Raw genomic sequence first — 25,669 nt, 5'->3', positions numbered from 1 at the left:
GGAACAGAATTTGTTATTCTATTGATAACCAAATTTTTATAACATGAGATTATTTGCGATTGTTATTATATTTCTGTCCTTTCAATTTATTGAAGCTCAGGACGCCACCATAACCCAAGACCTACAAAAGTTCACTGAAGTAAAGGGGTTCGATGGAATTTCCATCAACTTGATAAGATCCAACGAAAACAAAGCGGTGATTACAGGTGCCAATACCAAGAATGTCGCCATAGTCAATAATAATGGTGTACTTAAAATTAGGATGGAGATCGTAAAGATCTTTAGTGGTTATAGAACTTATGTAGATCTCTACCACTCCGAGGAATTGGTGGTAATAGATGTTAACGAGGATGCGAGAATTTCGTCCGATGATACTTATATCCAAGATGTATTGGAACTTAAAGCTCAAGAAGGCGGTGAATTGGAAATTAATTGCGAAGTGGACCAATTGTTGATCAAATCCATATCCGGGGGAGAGATCATTGTTGGAGGATTTTCCAATACACAAGATGTGATCATCAACACAGGTGGATCCTATCAAGGAAAATCATTTAAGACAAAATTTACCACAATAAACGTAAATGCGGGCGGAAATGCCGAAATTTATGCATCGGATTATGTAAAGGCCAATGTAAAGGCCAGAGGCGAAGTACTAGTGTACGGAGATCCAAAAAAAATGGATGAACACACCCTTTTCGGTGGTAAAATAAAAAGAATCAAATAATAATGATTGACGATATCCAAGCAGCGATTCCCTTAGGATTTTTGCTCAGCTTTATGATCGGTCCCGTTTTCTTTGTTTTATTGGAAACCAGTGCCACAAAAGGTTTTAGAGCGGGAGTAAGTCTGGATATTGGGGTTATAGTTGCGGATATTGTTTTTTTGATTATTGCCTACTTCAGTAGTTTCCAATTGTTGGAAAATCTAAGTAACGAGCCGGGACTGTTCGTATTTGGAGGAATGATTCTTTTGGTGTACGGAATTTATCTGTTCGTTAAAAAAGCCAAGAAAAAATCTAATGTAAAAGCTTCCAAGGGTACCTATTTGGGGTTAATTGTAAAAGGATTTTTATTGAATTTCATCAATATCGGTGTTCTAGCATTTTGGCTCGGTTTAATTATTGTTGTAGGACCAAGTTTAGAGAACAATCCAAATCGAATGTTGGTATTTTTTAGTACTGTGATCTTAGTGTATTTCGCGACCGATCTTGTAAAAATTATATTGGCCAAACAGTTAAAGCGTTATTTGACCCAAGACCGTATTGTAGTCATAAAAAAAGGTTTAGGTATTGTTTTGATCATTTGTGGCATTGTTTTGATCAGCAAAGGATTCCTGCCCAAAGAAAAATTCGATATTAAAGAAGGAATAGAAAAGATCAGTTAAAAAAAACCCAGCACAAAGTACTGGGTTTTGAGGCATCGAGCGGATTCGAACCGCTGTACAAGCTTTTGCAGAGCTCTGCCTAGCCACTCGGCCACGATGCCGATTAAGAGTGCAAATGTACTATTTTTTTTAGCTTACCCAAACGATTATTATTGTCTTTGAGAGTTTAAAATAACGGCTACGCTTTCCACATCTCCACCTATTGGGGGATTAATTTTAGCTACTTCCACTTCTACCTGGGTTACTTGTGGCAATTCCAAAAAGATACGGTCTATAATACGTTTGGCAACGTGTTCCAAAAGGTTGGAACGCACCAACATTTCATCTTTTATAATATTGTTGAGGTGAATGTAATCCACGGTTTCGGTCAATATATCGGAATCTGCCGGTTTGGAAAGGTCGGAGGTTACCTCCAGATCTACACGGTAATCGCTTCCGATCAACATTTCTTCTTTTAAACAACCGTGGTTGGAATGTATTCTAACGTTTTTTAATCTTATTTTTCCCAAAACTGTGATTTAAGAATGGGCAAAAATAGGACAAAACGGTCAAATCAATACATACATCTGCAGTTACTGATTCCCTGGAACAGATCCATACCCACGGTGAGAACGTGCGTACCTGTACTATATCCCAAAATTTCGTTGGTAATTACCTGATAGGAATACCCAAAATAGAAGTTACTCTTTTTAAAACCTGCCAAAGGTGCAATATAAAGCGGTTCTCCCAATTGGTCGTTCAAAAAGCGATAGGTAAGTCCTACGTAGTAATAGTCTTCAAAATCGCGAAAACGGAATTTGGCATTTAAATCCGTAACCGAACGTCCATCACTTTCAAACCATTGAAAAAATACGGAAGGTTCTATTTCCAATTTACTGTTTTTACTTTTGGAAAAACTATATCCTGAATACAGGTAATAGTTTCTAAGCTTATTGGGTTCTATCCGTATAATATCTGTATTGAAATTGGATAAATCTTTATTGAGGACGTTTCCGGCATTTGCACTAAAGAAAAATTTATCGTACCGATATAAAAACCCAATATCAAAGTTATGATTTGTTGTGGCTTTATCGTCTGTAGGCAACTGACCATTGTTTTCCTCAAACTGTTCCACATCTATCCTAAATTGGTTAAAATTATAGGACAGACCGAACGAGAGGAAGATATCGTCATAACGGTCCAAGGTTAAATGGTGGGCGAAAGATACCCTTGCACCCCGTTGTCTTGTAAAACCGTTACTATCGTTGTAAAGCAGCATACCTACCCCCGATCTGTTTCCAATTCTGGCATCGGCTGCCAGTGTTTGGGTATCCGGGGCATCCTCTATGCCCACCCATTGCGTTAAGCCGTTTAAACGAACTTTTATATGGTCGCCGATACCTGCATAGGTAGGGGACATTAAAAAGGGATTGTCGGCTATGTATTGAGATAATTGGGGTACGGTCAACTCCTGTCCCTTGGCACAAAGTGACAAGGAAACCAATAGGATTGTTGAATATACTTTTTTAAGCATGGGGTTAGCAGGTTAAGTGTTATTGTCGATATAGTGTAAAATGGCCTACAAACTCGCGGTCGTCCAATGGACCTTCCAGCTTAACAACATACCAGTAATCTCCGGTAGGCAATGGTTTTCCATCGTAATTGCCATCCCATCCCTGTACGTTTCGGGTCATCTCTTCCACTACTCTACCATAACGATCATAAATTATAATTAGTACGTCCGGGAACCCTTCAATGTTGTCAGGTAGCCATATATCGTTGAGACCGTCGCCATCTGGGGTGAAAAAGTTCGGAAATTCAATATCTATGAATTCCATAAAGATCTCCGCAGTGGCCTCACATCCATTTTGATCAACAACGGTTACAGTGTAGGTATCCGTTCTGTTGATGTAGAATGTGTTTTCGGTTCCATTATCAATATCGTTGAAATAGAACGTATAGTCTTCCACACCACCATCAGCTATTGCTGTTATCTGGTTGATGTTGTTATTCTCCAAGGTTAATGTCAATGGTTCAAATGCTTCGATAGTGAAGTCATAAGTCGTCATACAACCATTGGCGTGGGCTACGGTCAGGTAATGATCGCCGGGTGCCATATTGGTAAAGTCGGCCGTTAATTGCATATCTGCCGGATCGGTGGAATCCAAAGCGAACATTAAGTCGTTGGTAATGGATTCGTCCTCAAAAACAATATTCAAATAGTTATCCGGAACAATATCACTACACTCGTACATTGGTGTAACGGTTGCCGCTAAATTTACGCCAGGATCAATTTCAACGATCACATTGGTTTCACAACCTTGTGCATCCCTTACAAAAACTACATGGGTTCCAGCGGTCAGATTTTGGAACAAGAACTGGTCCTGTACAAAATTTTCATCTGCTGTTGAGTTTAAACTGGTTTGGTAAGGAGCAGTGCCACCAGAGATTTGAACTTCAAAGGATCCATCGCCGCTTTCAAAACATACCTCGTCCATAATGTTGATGGCCTCGGCAACTACCGGTTCTGGTTGCGTAAGTTCAAATTGGAAGGTGATAAAGCATCCGTTTACATCCTGGGCAATTACATCGTAAATACCTGGTGCCAAATCTGTAAACGTGTTTTCGGTATCGAACTGATCTAGATTTGGTGAAATGGCGTAAAGTATCTCACCGGTTCCTCCGGAAACTTCAACAGTAATGGTTCCGTCCTCCATACCAGAACAAGTGATATCGGTAAATTCTTCCCTATCGACAACCAAAGGATCTGGATCAACAATGGTGATTACAGGTGAAATCTCAACACAGTCTACGCTGGTTACTCTTACATAATAATCTCCTGCAATTAGTCCGTTAAAGGTTCCACTGGTTTGTGGTCCATTTACTAGATGGGTCAAAGCTGCATCCGAGAACAGTTCGTAGCTATAATTGCCCAGACCTCCGGTTGCGCTTGCAATAATGGTCGCAGAAGCTTCGCCCATACAATTGATGATGGCTGCAGAATCGTCTATTTCGAGCATTAGGTCTGGCACAGCATCTACGGTTACCTGGTTGGATATCATAGCATCACAACCGTTGGCATCTCGAACATAGTATTGGTATACTCCAGGTGCTACATCGAACGTATGGGTGTTTCCACCGCTCATGGCCGTAAAACTTATGCCATCCGTACTATAGAAATAAGGGGCTGTTCCACCGGCCGCACTCAATAGGATCTGTGCATCGTTAGTACAGGTCATTCCACTTAATTGGATCAAAGATGCCATAACCTCTGTTGGTTCGGTAATGGTCACTTGAGGGGTTTCCACACCACAGCTCCATCCATCGGATACGGTTATGCTGTATATTCCAGCACCCAATCCTGTAAATGTATCACTGCTTTGTACGCCAGTGGTGAACTGGATGGTTGTTCCGGTAGCATCATAAATATTTAATTGGTATTGGTAAACACCTTCGCCACCTAAAACATTATCAGCCCAAACCGCAGCACTATTGTCGCCATAGCACAAAAGATCTATTGGGGCAGCATCAATATCCGCAGTAATCGGAATGGGTTCCGTTAGGGTGATCGTTCTATCTTCAACACATCCACCATTGTCCGTAACACTTACCGTATAATTTCCTGCAGATAAACCTGTAAACACATGGCTTGCAACATTGTTTATGGTATATACCTGTGTTGTAGTAGTGTTGGTCAATACAATGTTATAAGGTGCATAACCTCCTGTAGGAGCTATCAATATTTCTCCTTGATCATTGGTACAGGTTACATTGGCCACTTCTTGTGGTGTATAATCCAATGCTGAACTTGGCGATATTATGGTAATGGTATTGGAATCTTCAATACATTCCGGATACCCGGTTTCGGTTACACGCACAAAGTAGTTTCCACCTACCAACAATGGATCGGTTATGGACATTGGATTAGTGGTTGTATTACCACTTCCCGATATACCAGTTGTTGTACCATCGGCATTGAATACTTCATAATTGTAAGTGCCAGTGTAACCAGTTACATCAATTTCCAGAGTTCCTGCATCACCAAAACACATAGCAGGCGATGTTGCCGTGGCCACAACGTCAATGGTATCGTATGGAGCTATGTTGTGTGTAGTCTCCACATAGCAACCGGTAGTATCATTGGTAGCCCTGAATGTATAGCTTCCAGGTTCTGTTAACTCAAATGTTGCTGTTGTTCCTGTTGAGGTTGTGATTGCTCCATAAGGATTTCCTACAGGCAACAATTCAAAAGTATAGGTGTCGCCACCGATGAATTCAGTAACTGTTAAGGTCACAGTTTCTGGATCAACACAAGAAATGGCAATATCTTGATTTAAGTTTAGGGTAAATGTGTTCAGAGGTTGAACAGTTATACTATCCGGATATTCACATCCATTGGCATCCCTAACAATATAGTTGATGGTTTGTACGGTCGTATTGTCCACAACATTGAAAGTAGCATCGGAAGTGAAGCTGTTTCCTTCAAAACTATAGGTATAGGGTGCTGTTCCTCCAAGGGCCGAAATAGTTATAGTGGCTTCGTTTACACTATTACTTGGGCTACAAGCAAAATCTGTCGCAGAGGCAGATGCTGTTAATGCAGAGGGTTCGCCCACGGTTACATCAAAAGAGTCTTCACATGCTCTTGAAGAGATTACCCTCGCTTGGTAATTACCTGCGGGCAGATTATCAAAAACAGGACTTGATTGAGCAAATCGGTATGGATTCACCAAATCCGACATTTCATAAAGTTCGTAGGTGTATACAGGATCAACTACGGTAGCAGGATCGAGTACAACGGTCAAACTTCCGTCGGAACCTCCATTACAGCTCACATCTTGTATGATAACATTATCGATGATCGGATCAACTTTATCATCCAATTCTTGGGTAACTACATAAGTACATGGTGTGGCAGTATCATTATCTGTTACCGTAAAAGTATACACACCGGGCATGGTTAAACCTGTAAATACTCCTGTAGTGTTTGTTGGAAGTGGCGTTGAACCATCCGGGAATTCTACTTCGAATTCTAAATTTGTAGATCCACCGGAAACATTAACAGTAATTTGTCCGCCTGGATCGCTAATATCACAATCTATAGGTTTAACAACAGTTGTATTGGCTGTCATGGCATCTGTAAGAACTACTGGTCCAACAGTTGTGGTACAGGACCACTGATCGGCGATCAACACTTCATAGGAACCAGCTCCAAGACCTGAGAATATGGTATTTGTTTGTGGAGAACCAACATTTGTTCCATCTTTAATCAATTGATAGGTATAGTTGCTTCCTTGTCCACCTGCTGTTCCCACCACTTGGATTTCACCTTGCAGATCGGTACAGTTTTCCACATTGATTTGCAATGTGGCAGTTATCGGATTAGGATCGGTTAAGGTTACGGTATCCACCAATTCTTCACAACCACTGGAATCGATTACCCAAGCTTCATAGGTTCCAGCAACGAGTCCGGTAAAGTTTGGACTGGCCACATAATCACCTGGAGCAGTTGGAGAAGAAGTACCTACATAGTAGGAATATCCGCCCCATCCACCGGCAACATTGGTAATCTGGATGGCACCGTCGTTGCCCAAACAGGTAATATCGGTTACTACAGTATTTCCTGTAATGGCAGCAGCAGGACCTGCAATAGTAAAGGATTCGCTGTACAGACATGCAGCTCCCGGAGGATTGGTATCCGTTACTTCGATATAATATGTTCCGGCAGCGAGTCCTGTGATGGTAAAGCTTCCGTCGGTATCTGTACCTGTTGTAATGGTATCGTCTCCCAGATTGGTCGGAGTATTTAAGAAATCGTAATACAGTGTATAACTTGTAGCACTTGCATAGGTTGTGCTGGAAGCGTCAACAAGGTTCAGTTCCACTTCGCCATTAGTGTCTCCAAAGCAAGTAATATCTATGGTGCTTACCACATTCAAATCCAAAACTTCTGGATCGGCCACTTCGTGTGAAATAGTTCTAACACATCCTGTTACTGTGTTTCTAACTTCAAAATTGTGTGTTCCAACACTCAATCCTGTAAAGACTCCGGTAGGCTGGAATATACCAGAAGGCAATTCCCTAAATTCGTAATTGGCCGGATGCGTATTGGAATCTGTAATGGATCCTACTGCGGTAATGGTAATATCCTCGCCAGTGGCACAAGTAGCAACTGCATCAACCGTAATAGTCGCGTTGTCCAAGCTATCAAACGCTGCAATGCTAGCTGTGGTTGTGCCAATACAACCATTACTATCATATACATTGATGGTGTAGTTGCCACCGTTGATATCGGTTTCGGTGTATACCGGATTGTTTCCGGATTGAACCACTACAGCTCCCGCATCGTTGATAAATTCATAGATAACATAGTTTCCACTACCTCCGGTTATAGAGGCTGTATCAACCGTGATGGTCGCGTTGTTCATGTTGTTGCCAACACTACAACCGAATTCAACTACTGATGCGTTTACATTGGTTATGGCATCTGGCTGGGAAATAACGATCCCTGTAATATCAAAGGGACAGTTATTTGCACCAATTGCTCGTACATCGTATGTTCCTGCAGGTAAATTTTCAAAAGTATTTCCATTCAATACAGCGCCAACAGGCATGGGTGTTAGGGTATATGTCAATGGAAGTATACCATTGTCCACAGCTGTTAGGGTAATGCTACCATCGTTTCCACCAAAACAGGTTACATCTACATGGGTTTCTGTAAAATCTGGAATAGGTGCATCTGGAACTTCTATGGTTATGGTTTTAGGACAGTTCGGTGGTGCTGTACCCATGTCGTACACAATCACATCATAATTACCGGCAACTGCTGCGCCTGTCCAAGTAAATTGATTGAAAGCATCCAATGTAAGAACACCTCTTGCTACATCGTTTGTGCCCGGTCCATCGATCATATACTCATAGTTTCCAGATCCCGAGATTACATCGATCAATAGTTCGGCATTACCGGCAGCACCAATTTCACAATCCAATGCTACCGTTTGTGTAACCGTAAACTCCAAAGGTGGATGAATATCAAAAGTTTCTGTTTCGGTACATCCGTTCAGGTCTCGAACAGTTATTGATTGACCTGTACTTGAAGATAGGTTGGATATTAAATATTGATTGCTTCCATTGAATGTAAAGTTTTGGAATGCGCCACCATTAATACTAATTTGGAACGGTGCCATGGCCACAGCTGGGTTGTCCAACGTAACCATAACCTGGAATAGTCCTTCGTCCACACATTCATCTATTATGGCCAGAGAAATATCCGGGCTTGGATCGAGTAGAACGGTAACGGGATCACTTTGTATACAATCGTTCGCATCTTTTACATACACAATGTAATCACCAGCTTCTACATTGGCCGTGTTACTGCTTGTCCATCCAGCGGTAGCAGCTGTAGGAGCGGGGTCGGTATCCAATAAATACAGATACTCGTAAGGAGCAAGACCAAATTGGGCCGATGCGGTGATAACACCTGCATTTGGATTACAGTTGTCGTTAGTTGGTGAACTAGCTGTAACATCTAGCAAAGTAGGCGCTTGTTCAATAAGGAATTCATCAGAAGCAATTACACAACCAGCGTTAGGTCCATCGGCCTCTTCGAAAAGAATGTAGTATTCTCCGGGGCTCAAACCTGTTGCTGTATCGCTTTCTGGGCCTCCGATTGCACCCGATATTGTATCCGATATACCTGTGGTAGTATGGGTATTGGTGTAGAAAATCTCGTAATTCACATTATTTCCACCATAACCGGATATGGTAAAATCTACTGTGCCATCGGCAGCTCCTGTACAAGTTATATCGGTTGAAGCATCTATAGTTGATACCAAAGTAGAGTTGGTAGCCACAGGAACGGTTGCTTCCTGAATATATTCACAATTGGTATCTGTATCAAAAACAATAAAGGTATAAGTTACCCCGGGGGTAAGACCTGTGAACAAGTGGGTGTTGTCCGGTGCTGGTAGGGGATCTTCCGGGAACCATGCAGGATCGGCCGCATTGAAAGCCGGAGCAGGATAGATGGCAAAATAGAATGTTCCTACACCCAAAGTTCCATTGGAAGCTTGAGCCTCAACAGTCATTTCACCGCTACCAGGCGTACAGCCCGAAGCCCCTGCCGTGGTTATCAATATATCCGGACCCGTTGTAATGGTAACCGTTGATATGTTTTGACATCCATTGGCATCAGTAATTTGTACGGTGTAATCTCCAAAATCAAGACCGGTAAAGGTATGATCATTGGTCCCTAAAGAAGTATCGTAGGTAAGGTTTACACTGAAATCAGTGTTGTATACCTGATAGATATAATCTGGTGTTCCTCCTGAAGCATCAACGGTTATGGTTCCTAATTCGGTGGTCGATGCAACACATGTAAGATTGGTGTGCGTTACATTTGGCAAAATAGGAGTTGGTTCAGAAATCACCACAGGGAACGGATCGGAAACACAACCTTTATCATCGGTTATGGTTACTTCATAAGACCCTGCTGGCAAACCTGTGGTCTGAGTTCCATAGTTGGTAGGCCCACTTGTTTCTACTACATTAATGGTGTATGGCGGAACGCCAACCGAGGTATCGATTACAACGTTCAGAGACCCGGTACTATCACCAAAACATAAGATATCTGTTGGGATAACATTGCTGATTACAGGTTGGGTTGCCGGAGTTACTATAACACTATTTGTTACTGTGGTACAAGTAGCTGTATCGGTCACGCGGAACTGATAGGTTCCATCGGTATTTGTAGTGAATACGTTTCCAGTGAACCCGGTTGCAAAATAATTGGTTCCTCCATCGTTGGACCATTCGTAGGAATAGCTACCGGAACCACCAGTTGCATTAATGGTTATGCTGGCATCGGCCAAACAGGTCAAATCACTGTTCAACGATGCTGAAGCGGTCAATGCTGGATTAATGGTTGCAGTATCCGTGGCTGTACATCCGAATGCATCTCGTACGTCTATGGTATAGGTTCCTGCCGTTAAGTTTTCAAAAAGGTATGTTGTAACGTTGGTCGGTGTGGGCGTCATCCATGCACCGCCATTCAAACTAAATTGATAGGTACCGTTCCCGTCGGTAACATCTACTTGAATACTTCCATCATTATTTCCACTATAACAAAGTGTAGGTGTTAGATTAAAAGCGATGGTTGCCGGAGGATCAATTGTTATATTGGTCGTGTCCTCGCATAAATTAATATCCCTTGCACGGATCACATAATCCCCTGCGGCAAGTCCGGTAAACACATTGGAAGTTTGGAAAGTTGTGATTATACCTCCCAGATCATCTTCTAGCTGGTATTGATAAGCAGGTGTTCCATCGGTGGCCGTGGCCGTGATGGTTGCACCTCCGTTGGTACAGGTCAGTACATTGGTTATTGTTGCGGTTACATCCAGAATATCGGGCTGGGTCAAGGTTTGGTTCAACACCACTGAACAGGCAGGGTCTCTTAAATCAACTATGTTGATGGTATGTGCGCCTGCTGCGAGTCCGGAAATAGTTATAGGACTGGCAAATTGGGCGGCCGATACAGCACCGCCATCCACTTGATACGTAAATCCGATTGCTGGATCAAAGTTTTCAGCTTCAAAAACGATAGTTCCGTCCGCAGCACCATTACAAGAAATATTGGTAAAGGAAGTAATGGCACCATCAAAAGCATGGCCATCTTCAACTGTTACATTCAAGGTTAAGGAATCGGTACAAACCTCGGGTATTTGGTATGCTTCGATGTCGTCAATGGCTATATCGTTTCCATTGATTACCGCAGAGTTGGTTCTAATAACGATATCCAGATTGGAGTTTGCCCCAGGGTTAAGGTTTACGGTATAATTGTGCCAATCGTTGGCACCTGTGTTTTTTGGAATATTTCCTGTGGTTGTACTGGCAATAACTGTTCCGCCTCCATCTACCAACTGAATTTCAATAGTTGGGTCACCACCACTGGTTCCATTACGCAATAGGTTAAACGCATAAAGGGAAACAGTGATATCACGGTTGGGTACTACTTCTACTCCTGTTTTTTGGTAAACGATTCCACCAACACCGGCTACTCCACCCACATTTATGGCCAAGAACCTCCCATTCGCCACTCCAGTATGATCGTTTGGACTTTGCCAAGAATGATAAGGGTTTACAATATTTTGAGTTACAGAATATTCACCATCTTGAATATGTGTATCCGTACCAAAACCTGCACATGCGCTGGCACTGCCATCTTGCGGTTCGTAACAGTAAGCAGGGTCAATTTCGGTGATGCTTGTATTTGGTCCCACCCCAAAATTTTCGGATAAAAGAATACTGGGTGAAGGGGCTATGTTGCTGGTGTAATTTACCGTAATGGTATGGTTGCCCACGGGTACGTTTGGAAATACATTATTGGTATCCGGTGTGTTAAGCGTACCATTAATTTCGTAAGTATAGTCAAAATCGGTGCTGCTTGGCGTTACCGTAATGGTTCCTTCACCATCACACTCATAATCAACAGTTGCGGTTGCGGTTGGGGGTGTTGGTTCTGGATCAATGGTTACAGACATTGGGTAGGTACACAGGTTGGCGTCCCTAATGTAAAGCGTGTGTGTCCCCGGCAATAGATATCCAATGGAACTTGCCCCATAATTGGAACCGCCATTAAAACTGTATTCGTAAGGAGCTGTACCTCCAATGGCATTGGTGATACGCACCTCAGCACCCATTCCAGGGAAACATTCTGCCAAGGCAGTTACCGCGGCAGAAGCCGAAAGGGTCAAAGGTTCTGTAATGGAGTAAATTTGGGTCACCTCGCAATTGTTGGCGTCGCGAACCCTGATATTATAGCTACCCGCTGCTTGATTTACAAAAATGTTGGAAGTTTGATAGGTGGCCCCATTGTCAATGCTGTAGGTGTAAGGTGCTTCACCACCTGTCGCAGTTATGGTAATTTGGGCTTGAGCTTCACCACTACAAAGAATGTCCGTATTGGCAATGGTCAAGGCCAATGGATCGTCTTGAAGAATGGTAATATCGTAAACGGCCTCGCAATATCCTGCGGCACCATTGTTATCTCTTACGTACACATCGTAATCTCCTGCCCCAGTAATAGTAATGGGGTTTGCAGCTGCGAAATCCCCAGCGGTTGGTGTAGCCCCATTATTTACAATGGCATATACGTAATTTCCATCTCCTCCGGCCGCTGTTACGGTCACATCCGTATCTGTTCCACAGGCAATTATGTTTGGCGCTGATGCCGTTACACTAAGTTCTGGATCAATGGTGATTGATGCCGAATCGGTACAATCATTACCGTCCCTAACATCAATGGTGTAGGTTCCCGGGCCGAGGCCTGTGAATATATTTATGGCCACAAACGGACCTCCATTTAGGCTGTATTCATAATTTCCATCTCCACCAGATGTAACATTGGCCGTTAAAGTCAATCCCGAGGCATCATCATAACAAATATCGTTCGGAACAATATCCAGAACGGGAGCGATGGCTTCATTAATTGTGAAGGTGTCCGTAAACACACAACCATTGGCGTCGGTAACGGTGTAGGTATAGGTACCACCAATATTTAAACCGGTGAACAGGCCGTTAGCTTGTGCTGCTGGCAGTACGTATCCTGCTGGGCCAGCAGTAATTTCGTAAGTATAACTTCCCCATCCATCAGCCGCAACAATATCTACCGAACCATTGGCCACACAAGTGGGTTGTGCCACAGTAACTGAAGCATTGAGTGCTGCAGGCGGAGCTACAACGGTAACACTTGCGGTGTCCGTACAGTTGGTAAAGTTATCGGTAACGGTAATGGTATAGGTTCCTTCGGCCAATCCAGAAAGAGTGATTGTTCCATTGGTTTCGGTGGTTCCCGAAAATGTTGCAGGACCAGTTACGGAATAATCATAATCGGTATTGAAGTCGGATACATTGTACCTTATTTCTCCATCTGAATCACCAAAACAGGTAATGTTGTTCAGCAATTGACCTGTTACTGCGATTTCGGTTACAGGGTCAATGGTAAAACTTTCATCATAGAAACAACCATCGTTATCGGTTACCCGGAACATATAGGTTCCTGGAGACAGACCTGCAAAGGTTGCATTGTTTCCGTTGTTTACTGCACTAACGGCAGGGGAAATAATTTCATAGATCAAATTAGGCGTTCCACCTGTAACGGATAGGGTTACGTCCGAAACAAAAGTTGGACAAAGGGGGTCGGTTGCCGTAAAACCAATATCGGTGGGGGGGTCCAATGGGTCTATGGTTACCGGATCGGTAACAAATGTACACCCGCTATCGTCTCTTACGGTAATGGTATAGGTTCCATCCGTTAGATTGTTAAAGGTAGGGGAAGCAACAAAGTTGACCCCGTCTATGCTGTATTCGTAAGGAGCGGCACCTCCTATTACGTTTTGTGCTTCAATAATTCCATTTTGCAGACAAGTGTAGTCTTGTGTCAAAACTGCGTCGGCAGTTACACCTGATGCCGGACCACTTATCGTAAAGGTCTCAATAAAATCACAGGATATGCCGCCCTGTGTTTGGGTTATGGTCAGAGAATAATTTCCTTGAGGTAAGTTTGTGAAAGAACCGGAGGTGTTGGATGTGGTCGAGGTATCGGGATAAGTCAACGTATAAGAAAGACTATATCCGTTGGAGTTGGTCACATTTACGTTAAATGAACCATCGTCTGCCCCGAAACAAGTTTCGTTAACCACACTAGTGGTATATTCCACCGCAGGAGAAACTGAAATCACCGCGCTATTGGAAATGGCATAACAGCTATTTCCGTCCACGACCACGAACTCGTACGTTCCTTCCTCTCCGTTGGTAAAGGTAAAATCGGTACTGGTCTGGTAAGCGCCGGGGGGAATATCACCAATATCGGTGTATAGGTCTGTGCCGTTGTAGCTCCAAATAGCGTAGTAATAATCAGGGTTTGGGAATCCGCCCGATCCGGTCACAGAGATAATACCATCGGTACAATCTATGTTTTTTGTGGTCAAAGCGTTTACTGCCAAATCGGTTACATCGTTAATGGTAACTTGTTCGGTATAGTCGCAACCATCATCTGTGGTTACGGTTACGTCGTAAACACCATCGTTCAGATTTTCAAAAGTGTAATTGTTATCGTTGGTTGGTCCGTGGGTATCCACCACGGTGCCTCCACTTGAAATTTCGTAGTAATATTGCGCCTCAACATTGAGAACGGAGATGGCAATTTCTCCCAACCCGTTACAATCGGTGTCTTGGGGAACAACATCTACCTGGAAATCCCTATCCAGAATACCGATATTGTCCAACACAAAAATACAACCATCGGTTACTCCTTGTTGTCTTATTTCCACCATGTAGGCACCGTTGGTGTCAATATCAAAGCTAGGGCTGGATTGGTAAGGAGCTATAATCGTTCCTGTGGTCTGGTTCACCAATTGGAACTCATAAGTCAAAGGGACATTGGTAACGGTGATGTTTCCATCGGTATCACATATAATATCGCTGCTGGTGTATCTCGGATCCAAGGGATTCTTGTAAATATTGAAATAGAACCTACTGAAGCATCCATCCTCATAATAGATTACCAATCTGTATTGGCCAGTGTCCGAAGCCAAGAAATCGTTTCCGGTATGAACCACATTCCACGTACAACCGGTATTTGTGTTAGCACAACCATCTACGGGGTCTCCACAGCTAGATTCGTCCAGTTGTTCCCAATCGATTCGTGTAGCATCTGGAATGTTGATCTGTAGAAGTTCTGTATCGTTAAGTCCACACAAGAAAATTTCGGGCAGTTCACTACCGTCGTTGGGGCATATTTCAATATCACCATCTATGCTGTTCGATGGGTCGTTGATCAAGGCTGTAATTGGGTTGGATTGAACAGAACCAAACAATTCTACGGTAATTATTTCTTGAAAGTCTTTACATGGGTCGGCCACTTGCTTGTCCACAATATAAGTGCCTACTTCGGTAACCAACATGGTGCTGGGATCCGTATCTGAATCGGCATCGGTAATAACCGTATCGATTCCTATATCAATTTGATTGTTTCCATTTTCGTCGCGGTACCAAATGTAGTTGTCAAAGTTATCTCCCGCGTTCAACAATACATCCTCACCACAGAGTTGTACGGTCCTACTAAAGTTACACGCGCTAAGGTCGTCCAACAAGAAGTTTGTGGCACCAGGAGAACCAAATCCACAACCATCAAAATCGTAAACACTGGGGTCGTCGGTAATTTGGTTTGAGTTCAATACACCCTGATAAGTGGAATATGCCAAATTTTGAATGATATCCGTACAGGCATCGATAAAGTCGAAACAGTTTTCGGCCACTTGTACCCGCATACGGATAACTGCTGGTGGATCTCCTTCCTCAACAATATCATCGGGAATGGTAAAAACTATGGTTCTGGTTGCAGGATCGAAGGTATAGGTTACTCCAGAGGGCATGGTTATACTGGATTCGTCCAAGGTCACATTTATGGGAAGAACGTCCCTTATGGTATAATTTGTGGCATCGTCGTTTCCTACGTTTTGGAAAGTAAGCACATAATCCAGATATTGACCTAGGTGCACACCTTGTCCAGTAATATCGTTACCACCTATATCCTCGACGGTTTTGGCCAAGTTGATAGATGGTTCAATGATCTCCACATCCAAGGAGGTGAAGAAAATATCGTATTTATCCTGTGAAGACGAAGCTCTTAATGTTGCCCCTGTTTCTCCGTTGGGTATTACGGACCGGCCTGGGTTTGGAATGGTGAACAGATCTACGTCCCAACCCAAGGTGTTGATACTATTAGGGTTACGATTGGTTTGAATTACCCCTTCGTTGGTAATATTACTATTAAAAAAGTTATTGGATGGATTTGCCGTGTTGGACAATGTGGTGAAAGACCCATTGCTATCTGCTCTAATGGACAGTCGATCCCCGGTAATACGGTTATCTCCTTCCAAGGCGGCTACACCAAGTTTTGCGTTTACTGGGAAAGGTGCTGGCAAAGTGGTAAATCCGCTAAAGGGAATATCTACTGTTTCTCCGGATTTAATACCGGCATATCCGTCAAAAGTAGTGATGTATTTTCCTGGATAGGTCGGGTTTTCATAAACGATCACTAAAGACCAACCACCCGAAACACCACCAGTAACGTTATCTCCCGAACTGGCCCGTACATTGGCCACGGTATATTCTCCATCTGGATTGGTCAGACCTGTTAATATGGATGTTACATCTTTATAGCAGGCATATGGTGCGTAGCTGCCGAAATCGGAATCTCCATTACCATCAAAAAGAATTTCATCGGCAGTTAGATCTACGTAGCCGGCACCTGGCACCCTAAACTTGATTTCGTCAAAATCCGTCTGGCGGTTGTTATCTCTATAAACGGCAGACCAATATAGTCCCGCATATCTAATTCTTGAACAATCCGAATCTGGTACTGCCAAAGTTGCACTACTTGAGCTAAAGGTACTAGGGTCGCCATCAACATCTATATATTGCATGTTGAGGTCATCGTTGTAACTGGAGCTTGAACCAGTGCTATTGTATGGGTCTTCCGGATCTCTATTTCTGGAGTCCCGGTTTACTATATTATTGGCAATAAACGTAAGGTCTCCCCTAATTTCGTTTGCGTAACGAACATCGAAATCGTTTTTTACTTGTGAAAATCCCGCGTATGCAAACAAGAGTAAACAAGTAGTTATGCCCCACCTGAGTAGTGATACTTTCATAAGCGTGGTGGTTAAATGGTTGTGTTTGGTTTTATTCGCATGATCCACATATCGTCTTCATACGATGCGTTGAGTTTGGTATAGTAAGAGGTCAATGCATTGCTCCAAGTATCGTGTTTCTTTAAGTACACATACCTGTGCTTGTCCTGGGGGCTTATAAAATAACTGGCATGTAGTCCTCTGGCATTTAGTTCTTTAACAAATTCTTTCGCGCTTGTAGAGTTTTCGAACACATTGGCAATAATGTAATACCCTTCGGGCAATCCTTCTCCAGAATGGGTTCTTATTACCACATGGCGTTTTCCTCCAGAATTTGCTGCGATGTTTTTGGACAACAAGCTATTTCCATATTTGGATTTTTTAGTATTGCTTTCTTCATTGTATCCAGCAATTGGCGAGTTTCCTCCGTTTACGTTCATTACCCAGGCGTCTCCTTGGTAAGTGCCGTTCATTTTTGTGCGATAGGCATGTAAGGCTTCTTTCTTGTCGTTAAACTCGGCGATATAAACATAGTTGAGTCCGTTTTTTGGATTTTCAAAGTAATCGGCCTCAATGCCTTGTGCCTGTAGTTTTTCTATAAAAGAATGCAGATTGTCCTTGTCCCTAAACACATTGGCGATCAAGTAATGTCCGCTTTCCACATTTGGAACAACATGAGCTTTGAATTTTACTTTATTGTTTTTTGTATTTCTATAGGTTCTGTCCTGTTTTGCCCTTGCAGTTGAGGCATAGGCCTTATTGGTATTATCTTTTGCCTCGTTGATCTTTATTACCTTTTTGGTAGCTGTAGTATTGGATAGACCATGGTTGGCAAGCGGTTGCTTTTTTCTTGTTACGATATCGGCACTGTCCATATTGGCGAAGTACACTTCTTTGGCCTTTTCCTCCAGCTCCGGGTTTTGTCCACGGGTTTCGCGCTGTACCATCTTCATAACGGTCTCAAAGCGTTTTTCAAGATCTTGCCTACGGTTGGATTCTATGGAATCTTGACGCATGAGCAATTCATCGAGAATGGCATCGTTTTCTGCCAATTTATCTTTTAATTGGGCTATTTCTAGATCTTTATCGGTAATGCTTAAACTGTCCTGGGGTACATCTTCTTCGTTCGACACTAAGTCTTCTCCTTCTTTTTCCAACATTACCCTGTCTTCCGTTAGATTGGGGGTAAAGGAATAGGCGAGAGAGATTTCGTGGGTGACCCCAAAGTTTTCGAACTCGTTGGACAATCCTTTTTCTACTGTATAACCCAGCGATATATTTTTGGTAAGGTTAAATCCTAAACCTGCCGATGCACCATAAAAGTCATCGTAGCCAGCTTGCACCCACCCTAGTTTTGGCAAATCCAAAATAAGGTTACCACCAAGGGTAATTTCTTCTTCACCTACTTTGCGCACCCTTGCCAATGGCATTAAACGGGCCTGTTCCATAATACCTGTTCCGTTTTCGAACTGATGGGTATATTGTAAGTGACCGGAATAGGTTTTTTCGTTAAAATCGGTTACCGATTCGCTGGTTTTAAGATTATAATCGAAAAGGTTCTCTGCAAAGCCACCAATATCGAATTTACCAATGGAGAAGTTGAATCCTGGTTGAAAGCTTACCAAGGAGCTACTTTCCAAGGTATTCAAAAACGGGTCATCTTCAACAGAGTTTACCCGATCTTGGTTAAATGCACTTTGGTAGTAGCTAACATTAGCACCAAAGGTAAAAGTACTGTTGGTGCTTAGCCTAACACCATAGGCGTAGTTGGCATGTACACCAAAATTGTTGAACAGCCCTTCCCTGTTGGTGAACAAGCTCAAACCCACACCACTTCTATCGCTAACTCTACCACTATAGCTCAAGAAGTAAACCTGGTTATTGTCATCAAAAGATACCGATTGGTTTCTATGGAATAGATTGATGTACGACTTGTCTTCCCGAACCGTGGAAAAGGTGGGGTTCAACAAGAACCGATTGAACTTCAAAAGGTTTTGAGAAGGCACGTTATAGGGTACGTACACTTCTTCTTCCTGTCCTCTCGTTGGTGAGAAGGCAAGTAGCAAGAAAGTTAGTAATAGTAGAGGTTTGTTGATTTGCATTGCTGCTTATTTAATAACTGTGATAGTTCCTTGTTTAAGGCTTTTACCACCTCGCGTGATCTTGTAATAGAAAATCATGCTCTGTTTGTTAAAGGATGTGGTGGATTGAGGCCAATTATTTTCGTAGCCGGCTTGGCTGAATACCTGTTCTCCGCGCTCATTAAATATGGTAACGAGAACGTTGGGGTCTCTGGAATAAGTGTTCGGCAAAACCCAAAGGTCGTTGATTCCATCACCGTTCGTAGTTATAACGTTCGGTATGGCAAACATATCCCTATAGGTTATTGTGATCACCTTGCTAAGGGTACATGTACCAAAGCTGGCAATTAGCAAGTATTCTCCTTCTTCTGTAAAATCGTAAGAATTACTGGATGATATTAGGTTGTTGCCAGCATCGTACCACTCATAGGAGTCGGCACCGCTAGCGGTAATTGTTTCGGTTTCCCCTTCGATTATGATGAGGTCTTTGGATTTATCCAGTACCAGTAAAGACTCATCAAAATTAGTTATGGTCACCTCATTGGAAATCAATGGACAATCATTTGTGTTTATGATCAATTGATATACACCGGCAGCGGTTACGGTAAGTGCTTCAGAAGCCGTATCTACTACGGTACCATCTTTTTGCCATTCAAAGGTTTGGTCGGTAAGATCCAATCCACTATTTAATACAATAGCTTCTCCTCCTTCACAGAGCACCGTGCTATTTGCGGTTATTGCCAAGGATTCATTCAAAGCTAGTCGAACTTCAAGTCCATTGGAAATAGCATCAAAAGTGTCTATAGATCCAAATAAGGTATAATTTCCATTGCCCTCTTGATCGGATATGGTGATAGTTTTGGAGTTTTCCCCAGCTATGTTGGTTCCATCTTGCTTCCATTGGTAACTGAAAGAACTTTGTAGATCGGCCGTAACATCTGTTTTGGAGCCGTTTTCGCCAACGGCATTTATAGTCGTTAAGCTCATGGTTGCGTCGGTACTCGCACAAGAAGTGTAAGTGCCCACATAGTCGATTACGAGTTCAAAGGAATCTGGTGAAACCACTGTTGTAGTAGCGGAAGCTATAGGTGCCGGGGTACACGGACCACCATTTTCGGTTACTTCCACATAGTACTCGCCCACAGTATCAATATCCAACGAACTATTGGTTGCATCGGTAATGGGCGAACCATTTTTATACCATTGATAGGTAGCATTGGTCGCACTGGTACTCACGGATAAGGTTTTATTCTGAGACGGAAGCAAAACAATACTTTCTTCATGGTCCAAAGTGATATCAAAAGAACCTGAACTAGTTATGTTGACGGCATCGGATGATTCTTTGCATATGCCTGCACCTTCTATTTCAACAACATAAGAACCTTCAAACCCTGAGATGTTGGCATTTACTGTATACGAGCTACCATTAACCGTAGGGCCACTGACTATATTTCCGTTTTTATACCAGGTATAGGTATAGCCCATTCCGCTGATGTTCGCCTCCAAAAGATGTGTTGCACCGGGACAAACCTCAATGGTACTGGCTCCGTTAATAGCAAGCCCAGAACTGGTTCCAGTAGTTATTTCTATGGTATTGGACAAGGTGTTGGCCGAGCCCGAACAATTGCCATAATCCAATTCTACGTAGTACATTCCAGGATCAGAAACGGTGATGCTCTCTGATTTTTGAGGAAGTAGTGTACCGCTTCGGTACCAATTGTAGATATAAGAATCTGCATTTGGGATATTGTGTGGCTTTAAGGTTACCGATCCTCCCCCACAGATTTGAATCTGGCCTCCGGAAGGGATGGTTCCGCTCCCGTTCTCACTAATTAGCAATGGTGAACTATAGTCGATAAAGTACATGGAAAATGCATCAGACGGCGGACTGGTCTTGGCCGGGCTGGTGCTGCGTACCCTCATTTTAAAGTTGTCACCTCTCATGTTCGTTGGCAGGGCAAACTCAAACTCAAAATCAAAAGTTCCGTTTTTGTCGCTAACCCTGGCTAGTTCGGTAGGTGAAGAAAAGTATCCATCGCTATCCGATAATTCAAGGATAAATTCGTTGCTACTGTCCACCATGGGCGGTAGCCAAGTAAAGTTTACGAAGTATTCGTTAAAACCTGCCGATGCACAAACCGCGGTCCAAGCGGAATTTCCGGCTAGGTTGGGGTTGTCTGCGGGTACAGGTTTGTTGAGAATTTGAGCGTGTACGCTCAGGGTACCAAATAGCACAAAAGCCAAGGCCAGAACTAAAATGCTATTTGTTGAATTACTTTTTTTCATCACCGTTAGATTTTAAGAGGTTATGGGCCATATAGCCCTGTTAGTTTGTGCCCCTTAATAGTAATTCTTTCAAAAGACGGTGTTCAGGCGTCTCTTTTTCATATAGTAATCCAATAACAAATATGATTCTATTTTCGACGAATGGAAAGATATTGTTGTAGGTCGCTGAAAATCTGTTGTGAAAATGCCTACTTTGTATACACAGATGCACTAAAAATAGCTATCAACATGGGATTTTACTACATTTGCGCATCAAATCAAGGGTATGTCAGAAGAAGCTAGATCGCTCAATTTTATAGAACACATTATCGAGGAGGACCTTACCAAGGGGTATACCAAGAACGATTTAAGGTTCCGATTTCCTCCTGAACCCAATGGATATTTGCATATTGGACATGCAAGTTCCATTTGTCTCAATTTTGGATTGGGATTACGGTACAACGCACCTGTTAATTTACGTTTTGACGACACCAATCCGGCCAAGGAGGAGAAAGAGTATGTCGAAGCGATTAAAAACGATGTGGAATGGCTTGGGTTTAAATGGGACAAAGAGTGTTATGCATCAGATTATTTTCAGCAGTTGTACGATTGGGCCGTATACTTGATTAAGGAGAAAAAGGCTTATGTAGATAGCCAAACTTCCGAACAAATTGCCAAACAAAAAGGTACACCTACCGAACCAGGTAAGGAAAGTCCGTACAGAAATCGTTCCGTTGAAGAGAATTTAGAACTTTTTGAAGGTATGAAAGAGGGGCGGTTTAAAGACGGGGAACATGTCCTTAGGGCTAAGATTGACATGGCATCTTCCAATATGTTGATGCGTGATCCGGTAATGTACCGAATTTTACACAAAGCACATCACAGAACAAATACCGATTGGTGTATATATCCCATGTACGACTGGACGCATGGCGAAAGCGATTATATTGAACAAGTATCTCATTCTTTGTGTACATTGGAGTTTTTGCCCCACAGGGAGCTCTACGATTGGTTTTTAGACCAAGTGGTATCTTCGAATAAACTTAGGCCAAAACAACGGGAATTTGCCCGTAGGAACCTAAGCCATACCGTTGTGAGCAAGCGTAAACTGCTGCAATTAGTGGAAAAGGGTGTTGTTTCCGGGTGGGACGACCCAAGGATGCCAACAATTTCTGGATTGCGAAGAAGAGGTTTTACACCAGAGTCCATTAGAAATTTTGCGGATACCATTGGTATTGCTAAAAGGGAAAACGTGGTAGATGTCTCGTTATTGGATTTTTGTGTTAGGGAGCATTTAAATAAAATTGCACCACGGGTCATGGGCGTTTTAAACCCATTAAAAGTGGTTATCACCAACTATGAAGAAGGAAAAGAAGAATGGTTGGTGGCCGAGAACAATCCGGAGGATGAGTCCGCAGGAAGTCGACAAGTACCATTTTCCAGGGAAATTTATATAGAACAGGAAGATTTTAGAGAAGAGGCCAACAGAAAATTCTTTAGGTTAAAACTTGGTGGTGAAGTACGTTTAAAGAATGGATACATTATTAAAGCCGAAACCTGCACAAAGGATAACGAAGGTAATATTACCGAAGTGCAATGTACTTACGATCCAAAAAGCAAAAGTGGCTCCGGCACCGAAGAAAGTCTTCGAAAAGTGAAGGGAACTTTACACTGGGTCTCTGTACCACATGCCATTACAGCCGAGGTTAGATTGTACGATCGTTTGTTCACGGACCCAACACCAGATGGTCATAAGGACAAGGATTTTTTCGATTTTGTTAATCCAAATTCATTACAAAAGGTAACAGGTTATTTGGAGCCGAGTCTCAAAGATTCACAAGTTGGAGACCAAATGCAATTTCAACGTATGGGATATTTTAATGTTGATAAAGATTCCACTCCAGAAAAGTTGGTGTTCAACAGAACGGTAACTTTAAGGGACACTTGGGCCAAATTGGAGCAAAAAGGATAGTATAAGACTTATTTATTCTGTACTTGTTGTCCATTGAGTTACCTTATCTAAAAGCTGCTTTTTATTTGCGTTTTGCAAGCGTTTTGTTTTTCTGGAATCTATTTGTATGATGTGGACCACTATGGTTGCTTAAAAGGCTTTATTCTTAATATTTTGTCAAAAGTTATCTAAAGCGTCAAGGATTAGAGCGATTGAATCGATCATCGTTCTTTTGGCGCTTTAATTTTGGAATAAATCAATTGATCATCCGATTTATAATCCGACTGATTGGTTTGTTAAAACAAAGTTTAATCAAAAATAGATAACATTATGTCAAATAACACAGGAAACGTATTAACCGCATTATTAACTGGAGCCGTTGTGGGTGCCGGAATAGGAATTTTATATGCTCCGGACAAAGGAAAGAAAACCAGAAAGAAAATTAAAAAAAGTGCCGTTAAGGCCAAAGACGATCTTGCACAAAGTCTTCACAACGCCAAGGATGAGTTCTCTAAAACGGCGGATGCCAAAAAAGTCGAATTTGAGGAAAAATTGGAGGATACCCTTTCCAATATGAGCTATAAGGCCGATGATATTTTAGTAGCATTGGAGAAAAAGCTGGAAGATCTTAGAGAAAAGAATGCCCAACTTCAAAAGTAATATATGGCATTCGAAGACATTAAAGAGCAAGTGGGCTATGTAGAGGATGGTGTGAAGAACTACCTAAAAAACAGCTTGGACCTATACAGACTGCAGAGTTTTAAGTCCATGATGAAAGGAATCACTATGGCCACAAAAGCATTGTTTATAGGTGGCTTTGCATCCATTGCCCTTTTGTTTTTATCGATAAGCGCTGCTTTTTGGTTGGGATCATGGACGGGCAATACCGCAACGGGCTTTTTAATTGTAGGATGCTTTTATGTACTGATAGGTATTGTTCTTTTTATTCTCAGAAAAAGGATAGAAAAGCCACTTTTAAAACGATTTTCTAAATTTTATTTTGATGAGTTATGATGCATACCGAATACACATCTTTTGAAGAAATAGATCGAGACCTTAAAATCCTAAAGTTACAAAGGCAGATACAAGAGGAAAAGGTAAAATTAGCGGTACAGAATACCAAAGAGGAATTTTACCCAGCCAATATATTGGGAGGTTTGGCCCCATTGTTCCAAAAAATCGCAATCTCTTTGGTGGCAAAAAAATTGCTTAGAAAGTTAGGTTAGAATTTGGTAACCAGCACAAAAAAGGCTCCCGATCGGGAGCCTTTTTTATTGTTCATTACAAAGAGTTATTCGGTTGTGCCCGAATCTTTTTCGTTTTGTTTACGTTTCATGGCCTCTCCGATTTGGTTACTTGCTGTAAAGGATGCTACCATATTGTTCAACATATCGCTACCCGCTTGAGGGGAGTTGGGCAATAGAATCAGGTTGGTGTCGGTTTCTTCACCAATGGCCTGCAAGGTATCGTAGTGTTGGGTAACAACGATCAATGCAGATGCTTCTTGGGAATTTATGCCCACTTTGTTCAATACTTCAACAGATTCTTCCAGTCCACGTGCAATTTCCCTGCGTTGGTCGGCTATACCTTGACCTTGCAAACGCTTACTTTCTGCTTCGGCCTTAGCTTTTTCCACTATAAGGATACGTTGGGCATCACCTTCAAACTGTGCTGCAATTTTCTCGCGCTCCGATGCATTTATTCGGTTCATTGCGGCTTTTACCTGCGCATCTGGATCAATGTCGGTAACGAGGGTCTTTATTATATCGTATCCATACTCGAGCATGGCATCTTGCAATTCTGATTTTACCGCGATGGCGATATCATCTTTTTTAACGAAAACGTCGTCCAGCTTCATTTTTGGAACTTCTGCACGCACAACATCAAAAACATAAGAGGTAATTTGATCATGCGGATATTCCAATTTATAGAATGCTTCGTATACTTTTTCTCTGATTACAACGTATTGCACGGACACCTTCAACTTTACAAAAACGTCGTCCAATGTTTTGGTCTCAACGATTACATCCAGCTGCTGGATCTTTAAGCTCAGTCTGCCGGCGATTCGATCAACAAGTGGGATTTTCATTTGTAATCCTGAATTACGGATACTCTGAAATCTACCAAAACGCTCAACAACAACAGCGGTCTGTTGCTTTACGATAAAGAAAAATTTGAATAAAATAATAAGCGCGACAAACGCAATAGGTATTAGTAAATAGTTGCCCATAGTGTTTAGATTTTATGTTAGAAATGGAAATTATAAAACTCGACCAATGTATTAGTAGTCAATTATTAAATATTGTTACAGTCCT

The 25,669-nt window shown here is 42.3% G+C and carries 12 protein-coding genes and 1 tRNA gene; 6 read left to right on the top strand and 7 right to left on the bottom strand.

All coding sequences use genetic code 11. The features are described from left to right. Positions 1–43 precede the first annotated feature (43 nt). A complete protein-coding gene (locus tag ACXAFK_RS01905) occupies positions 44–724 on the top strand; it encodes a head GIN domain-containing protein (protein ID WP_474956613.1) in 681 nt (226 codons plus the stop codon). A gap of 2 nt (positions 725–726) precedes the next feature. After that, entirely contained in the window at positions 727–1,383 is a 657-nt protein-coding gene (locus tag ACXAFK_RS01900; RefSeq protein WP_224835983.1) for a LysE family translocator, read from the top strand. Positions 1,384–1,413: 30 nt separating this feature from the next. Here ACXAFK_RS01900 and ACXAFK_RS01895 read toward each other — a convergent pair. The 6 genes from ACXAFK_RS01895 to ACXAFK_RS01870 all read right to left on the bottom strand — a co-directional run bounded on the left by ACXAFK_RS01895 (position 1,414) and on the right by ACXAFK_RS01870 (position 21,424). After that, a tRNA-Cys gene (locus tag ACXAFK_RS01895) sits at positions 1,414–1,484 on the bottom strand. A gap of 48 nt (positions 1,485–1,532) precedes the next feature. After that, positions 1,533–1,892 (bottom strand): dihydroneopterin aldolase, encoded by a 360-nt coding sequence (folB, locus tag ACXAFK_RS01890; protein ID WP_474956612.1) that lies wholly within the window; start codon positions 1,890–1,892, stop codon positions 1,533–1,535. A 44-nt stretch (positions 1,893–1,936) separates the two neighbouring features. After that, complete coding sequence (locus ACXAFK_RS01885) at positions 1,937–2,896, bottom strand: PorP/SprF family type IX secretion system membrane protein (RefSeq protein WP_224835981.1); 960 nt, start codon at positions 2,894–2,896, stop codon at positions 1,937–1,939. A gap of 19 nt (positions 2,897–2,915) precedes the next feature. Then, on the bottom strand, positions 2,916–17,078 hold the full coding sequence (locus ACXAFK_RS01880; RefSeq protein WP_474956611.1) for a T9SS type B sorting domain-containing protein: 14,163 nt from the start codon (positions 17,076–17,078) through the stop codon (positions 2,916–2,918). Positions 17,079–17,089: 11 nt separating this feature from the next. Then, positions 17,090–19,159: a PorP/SprF family type IX secretion system membrane protein gene (locus ACXAFK_RS01875; protein ID WP_474956610.1), complete on the bottom strand. Its 2,070-nt coding sequence runs from the start codon at positions 19,157–19,159 to the stop codon at positions 17,090–17,092. A gap of 6 nt (positions 19,160–19,165) precedes the next feature. Beyond that, complete coding sequence (locus tag ACXAFK_RS01870) at positions 19,166–21,424, bottom strand: T9SS type B sorting domain-containing protein (RefSeq protein WP_474956609.1); 2,259 nt, start codon at positions 21,422–21,424, stop codon at positions 19,166–19,168. A gap of 265 nt (positions 21,425–21,689) precedes the next feature. On the opposite strand from ACXAFK_RS01870, the gene ACXAFK_RS01865 reads away from it, so the two are divergent. From ACXAFK_RS01865 to ACXAFK_RS01850, 4 genes are all read left to right on the top strand, one after another. Then, positions 21,690–23,375, top strand: a complete 1,686-nt coding sequence (locus ACXAFK_RS01865; protein ID WP_474956608.1) for a glutamine--tRNA ligase/YqeY domain fusion protein — start codon at positions 21,690–21,692, stop codon at positions 23,373–23,375. Positions 23,376–23,684: 309 nt separating this feature from the next. Further along, a complete protein-coding gene (locus ACXAFK_RS01860; protein ID WP_224835976.1) occupies positions 23,685–24,014 on the top strand; it encodes a YtxH domain-containing protein in 330 nt (109 codons plus the stop codon). A 3-nt stretch (positions 24,015–24,017) separates the two neighbouring features. Then, the gene (locus tag ACXAFK_RS01855; protein ID WP_224835975.1) at positions 24,018–24,368 is read left to right on the top strand and encodes a phage holin family protein; all 351 of its coding nucleotides are present in this window, start codon (positions 24,018–24,020) and stop codon (positions 24,366–24,368) included. Beyond that, positions 24,365–24,580, top strand: coding sequence for a DUF6327 family protein (locus ACXAFK_RS01850; RefSeq protein ID WP_224835974.1), 216 nt, complete (start codon positions 24,365–24,367; stop codon positions 24,578–24,580). Before ACXAFK_RS01855 ends, ACXAFK_RS01850 begins: the two co-directional genes overlap by 4 nt. Before the next feature lie 65 nt (positions 24,581–24,645). On the opposite strand, the gene ACXAFK_RS01845 is transcribed toward ACXAFK_RS01850, so the two are convergent. Further along, the gene (locus ACXAFK_RS01845; RefSeq protein WP_224835973.1) at positions 24,646–25,584 is read right to left on the bottom strand and encodes an SPFH domain-containing protein; all 939 of its coding nucleotides are present in this window, start codon (positions 25,582–25,584) and stop codon (positions 24,646–24,648) included. Positions 25,585–25,669: the final 85 nt, after the last annotated feature.

The organism is Flagellimonas sp. ABD4_174 (assembly GCF_056160185.1).
Note: the sequence above shows the minus strand (reverse complement) of the source record. Positions and strands in the feature narration are given on the sequence as shown.

What these genes read in the sequence shown, in the direction of transcription:
- ACXAFK_RS01900 (WP_224835983.1), top strand. Translation starts at nt 727, where the DNA reads ATGATTGACGATATCCAAGCAGCGATTCCCTTAGGATTTTTGCTCAGC.
- ACXAFK_RS01845 (WP_224835973.1), bottom strand. Translation starts at nt 25,584, where the DNA reads ATGGGCAACTATTTACTAATACCTATTGCGTTTGTCGCGCTTATTATT.
- ACXAFK_RS01880 (WP_474956611.1), bottom strand. Translation starts at nt 17,078, where the DNA reads ATGAAAGTATCACTACTCAGGTGGGGCATAACTACTTGTTTACTCTTG.
- ACXAFK_RS01885 (WP_224835981.1), bottom strand. Translation starts at nt 2,896, where the DNA reads ATGCTTAAAAAAGTATATTCAACAATCCTATTGGTTTCCTTGTCACTT.
- ACXAFK_RS01850 (WP_224835974.1), top strand. Translation starts at nt 24,365, where the DNA reads ATGATGCATACCGAATACACATCTTTTGAAGAAATAGATCGAGACCTT.
- ACXAFK_RS01860 (WP_224835976.1), top strand. Translation starts at nt 23,685, where the DNA reads ATGTCAAATAACACAGGAAACGTATTAACCGCATTATTAACTGGAGCC.
- ACXAFK_RS01905 (WP_474956613.1), top strand. Translation starts at nt 44, where the DNA reads ATGAGATTATTTGCGATTGTTATTATATTTCTGTCCTTTCAATTTATT.
- ACXAFK_RS01875 (WP_474956610.1), bottom strand. Translation starts at nt 19,159, where the DNA reads ATGCAAATCAACAAACCTCTACTATTACTAACTTTCTTGCTACTTGCC.
- ACXAFK_RS01865 (WP_474956608.1), top strand. Translation starts at nt 21,690, where the DNA reads ATGTCAGAAGAAGCTAGATCGCTCAATTTTATAGAACACATTATCGAG.
- ACXAFK_RS01855 (WP_224835975.1), top strand. Translation starts at nt 24,018, where the DNA reads ATGGCATTCGAAGACATTAAAGAGCAAGTGGGCTATGTAGAGGATGGT.
- ACXAFK_RS01870 (WP_474956609.1), bottom strand. Translation starts at nt 21,424, where the DNA reads ATGAAAAAAAGTAATTCAACAAATAGCATTTTAGTTCTGGCCTTGGCT.